Source organism: Parasynechococcus sp. (genome assembly GCF_042954245.1).
GTDB lineage: Bacteria > Cyanobacteriota > Cyanobacteriia > PCC-6307 > Cyanobiaceae > Parasynechococcus.
The window spans coordinates 1-3,896 of sequence record NZ_JBGKDP010000174.1; the positions used below are offsets into that span (position 1 = coordinate 1).

3 protein-coding genes are annotated in these 3,896 nt (G+C 59.9%); 2 read left to right on the forward strand and 1 reads right to left on the reverse strand.

Features of this window, described 5'->3' with window-relative positions; all coding sequences use genetic code 11:
• On the forward strand, window positions 1-402 hold a 402-nt coding region (locus ACGVJ8_RS07770; protein WP_392346965.1), incomplete at its 5' end, for a hypothetical protein.
• Window positions 403-593: 191 nt separating this feature from the next.
• Here the strand turns inward: ACGVJ8_RS07770 and rpoD are convergent.
• Window positions 594-1,967, reverse strand: coding sequence for an RNA polymerase sigma factor RpoD (gene rpoD / locus ACGVJ8_RS07775; RefSeq protein ID WP_392346967.1), 1,374 nt, complete (start codon window positions 1,965-1,967; stop codon window positions 594-596).
• A 305-nt stretch (window positions 1,968-2,272) separates the two neighbouring features.
• On the opposite strand from rpoD, the gene priA reads away from it, so the two are divergent.
• The coding region (gene priA / locus ACGVJ8_RS07780; RefSeq protein WP_392346969.1) for a primosomal protein N' at window positions 2,273-3,896 on the forward strand (1,624 nt) is incomplete at its 3' end.

The following is a 3,896-nucleotide window of genomic DNA, read 5'->3' on the forward strand; positions in this document are numbered from 1 at the left end:
CAAGAGCAGGAGACCATGCTTCCATTGGTGGCTGAGGGTTCCATTCGTCTGATCCTGTTGTGCAGTGGCGATGTCCTGATGGCGCGGCTGCGCCACACCACAGATCGCGATAGAGACCATGCCTACCAACTGCTGCGGCCGCGTCTGGTGCGATCAGCGGCGGAGCCCTTGCAGGACGGGCAGTCCGGCTGGGTGCTTCAGCCTTACCTGGCGGGGCTGACATCACAGCACAATCTGGTTCTGTTCAAGGGGGCGGTGGCCTCTATTCTCGAGCCGGATGCTCGCCTGCTCCAGGCCTATGCGCTAGAAACACGCCAGGAGTGCCCCCTGGAAGAAACTCCGGTGGAGCGCCTGAAGCGTGCATTTCAGGAATTTACGGAGACCTTCGAGGGCACTCCGTGAACCTGTCGCGATGCCCCTTTCTTTTTCCCAAAGGAAAACCCCAGTCTCAGACCAGGGTTTGATCTTTTCCGTGTGAGGAGGGCGTCTCAATTCCCTCACGATCGTTATAGGAGTCCATTGAGCCGTTGAGCCAGGCAAAATGTACTTATGTACTACTCCCGTGAATGTTTGGTTGCAGGCTCAGTTCGGGCTTATTTGATGTATTCCTTCAGTACCCCATTGCGGTTGGGGTGGCGCAATTTGCGCAGGGCCTTGGCTTCAATCTGACGGATCCGTTCCCGGGTCACATCAAAAATCTGGCCAATTTCCTCGAGGGTTTTCATCCGCCCGTCGTCCAAGCCGTAGCGCAGGCGCAGCACATCGCGCTCGCGGGGGCTGAGGGTAGCCAAAACACCCTCCAGGTCTTCACGCAGCAGGTTCTTGGCAACGTCCTGCTCGGGATTCTCGATATCGGCTTCGATGAAATCACCCAGGCGGGAATCCTCTTCCTTGCCGATGGGGGTTTCTAGGGAGATTGGCAGCTGGGCACTCTTGGCGATGAAACGCAGTTTTTCGATGGTCATTTCCATCGATTCTGCGATTTCTTCTTCCGTTGGCTTCCGGCCGAATTCCTGGGAGAGAACCTTGGTGGTCTTCTTGATCCTGGAGATCGTTTCGTAGAGGTGCACCGGCAGGCGGATGGTGCGGCTCTGATCGGCAATGGCGCGTGTGATTGCCTGACGAATCCACCAGGTGGCGTAAGTGGAGAACTTGTAGCCCTTTTCGTGGTCGAACTTTTCGGCTGCACGAATCAGGCCAAGGCTTCCTTCCTGAATCAGGTCTTGGAAGCTCAGGCCCCGATTCATGTACTTCTTGGCAATCGAGACCACCAGGCGCAAGTTGGATTGCACCATTTTTTCCTTGGCCCGTCGGCCCAGCATCAAGCGCCGTCGGAAGCGGATGAGCGGCATTTCCACCAAGGCCGCCCACTCTTTGTTGTCGGGTTCCCGGCCGTTGTCACTTTCAAATTGAGCGGCCAGTTCCTCGAGGTAAAGAAGATCGGCAATTTTGCGGGCCAGTTCGATCTCTTCGTCGGGACGCAGCAGGCGGATCCGTCCGATTTCCTGCAGATAAACCCGGATGGAGTCTTCGGTATAGACGCCTTTGGGGCCGATCTTGATGCTGGCCAGGGCTTTGGCCTTGGCTTCCTTCTCAGCGGCTGCGGTTTTGGCTTTCTCTTCGGCAGTGGGTTTCGCTGCAGCTGCTTTGGCTGTTGATGCCTTAGTGGCGGTTTTCTTGGTGGTGGCTGCCTTCTTTGTTGTGGCCTTTTTCGTTGTTGTTTTGGGTTTGGTGGTTTTCGCCGCAGCCTTTTTGGTGGTTCCCGACGCCTTTGCTTGATCAGCAGCCGCGAGCAGTTCGTCGGCCGCGGCGCTCAGGTCCTTTGCGCTCGCCTTGCTGGTTCGTCGGCGTGCGGGGGCTTTTTTGGCCTCTTTGTCGGAACCGTTGGCGACTTCCTTCACCTTGCCGTCAGCATTGGCCAGAAGAACGATGTCTGGCTTGGCAGCTTTGGTGGCAGCAGGGGTCATGGTGGTAGTCGAAGTCGGATGAAGGGGGAGTGCAAGAGCGGAGACAACGGACCATTGGCTGTGGCCGGAACCAGGAACTTCCGTTCAAACGAAAGAGAACGACGCAGCTAACGCTGAGACGGAGTTCATAGGCTGATGGTGGTGTCCGCGAGTCGACGAAACGCTTGGACTGATTGTGTCTGTGCCGTCCGGGGTGGTCTCAGACCGGTCAAAGTGGCAAGGAATAAGACCTTGACTTCAGACTCTGTGTCTTCCCTCTGGATCGAGCGCAGGGTTGGCAGAAACTGTTCAACTTGTCCACGCTAATGAAGTCTTCCGAAGTTTGCAAGGTCCTGTCGCAGCAGCAGCAGCAGCAACGATGCGTTGAGGTCTGGCTGGAGGCCGGGCGGGAAGGGCGCTCCTTCAGCTATGCCGCAGACCCCAGCATGGGATTGATGCCGGGAGATCTGGTGCGGGTGAGCCTCCGGGGTCGAGCCATGCATGGGCTGGTGGTGGCGGAGCGGGAGTGGGCTGAGCAGGATCCTCAGGAGCTGCAACCGGTGGAATCGCTCCTGCAGCCAGCTGCCGTCGATTCGGATTGGTACAGCTGGCTGGAGCGGGTGGCGGACCGTTGCCATCTCAGTGTCTTCCGCACCTTGAAGGCGGCTCTGCCGGCGGGCTGGATCGGTCAGGTCGGCCAGCGCTCCCTGGCCGGCGGGCGTCAGATGTGGTGGCTTCAGGCTCGGGTCCCCCCTAATGCTGCGGACCCACCCACCCCTCGCCAGCGGGAGCTTCTGGTTTGGTTGGAGGGCCAGGGAGACGGCGCTTGGCAACGGGACCTAGTGGCCAGTGGGTTTGGGGCCCAATTGCTGCCGCCCCTGATCCAGCAGGGCTACCTGGTGCGTGAGCAGCGTCGTTGTGAGGACAAGGGTTCCTTAGGTGGTTCTGGCCCCAAGGAGCTTCCCCAGGCCTTGACCGCTGAGCAGCAGGACGTGGTTAAGGCCTACCAACAGCTTTCTCCGGGGCGTGGACTGCTTCTCTGGGGAATCACCGGCTCCGGCAAGACCGAGGTGTACCTCCAACTGGCTGCCCAGGAGCTGGAGCGGGGCCGGCAGGTCCTGCTGCTCACCCCCGAGATCGGATTGATCCCCCAACTCGTTGACCGCTGCCGCAAACGCTTCGGCTCGCGCGTCGTGGAATACCACAGCGGTTGTGGTGACGCCGAACGGGTTCGAACCTGGCGCCGCTGTCTTGCTGCCGAACAGCCGTTGGTGGTGGTGGGAACCCGCTCCGCTGTGTTCGTGCCGTTGAAGCCGCTGGGGCTGGTCGTTCTGGATGAGGAGCACGACAGCTCTTACAAGCAAGACGCCCCGATGCCCTGCTATCACGCCCGGGACTTGGCCTTGGACCGGGTTGCGATGCAACAGGCACGGCTTGTGCTGGGCAGCGCTACACCGTCGCTCGAGAGCTGGATTCAATCGGGCCCCGAAGGTGCCTTGACTTTGGTGCGCCTGACCGAGCGGATTTCCCAGCAGTCCCTACCTCCTGTGCATGTGATCGACATGCGCCATGAGCTGACCGAAGGGCACAAGCGTCTGGTCAGTCGCGCCTTGATGGATCGTCTTGCGGCGCTGCCAGAGCAGGGCGAACAGGCCGTGGTTTTGGTGCCTCGTCGGGGGTATAGCCCCTTTTTGAGCTGCCGCAGTTGCGGCGAGGTGGTGATGTGCCCCCACTGCGATGTGGCGCTCACCGTTCACCGCGGCCAGGCCGGACGTCAGTGGCTGCGATGCCATTGGTGTGATCATCGTGAGGACCTGGAGAACCGTTGCAGTCACTGTGGTTCCACGGCTTTCAAACCCTTTGGGGCCGGGACGCAGAAGGTGTTGGAACTGCTCTCTCAGGAGCTCGAAGGCCTTCGTTTGCTTCGCTTTGACCGCGATTCCACCGGGG

What these genes read in the sequence shown, in the direction of transcription:
- rpoD (WP_392346967.1), bottom strand. Translation starts at nt 1,967, where the DNA reads ATGACCCCTGCTGCCACCAAAGCTGCCAAGCCAGACATCGTTCTTCTG.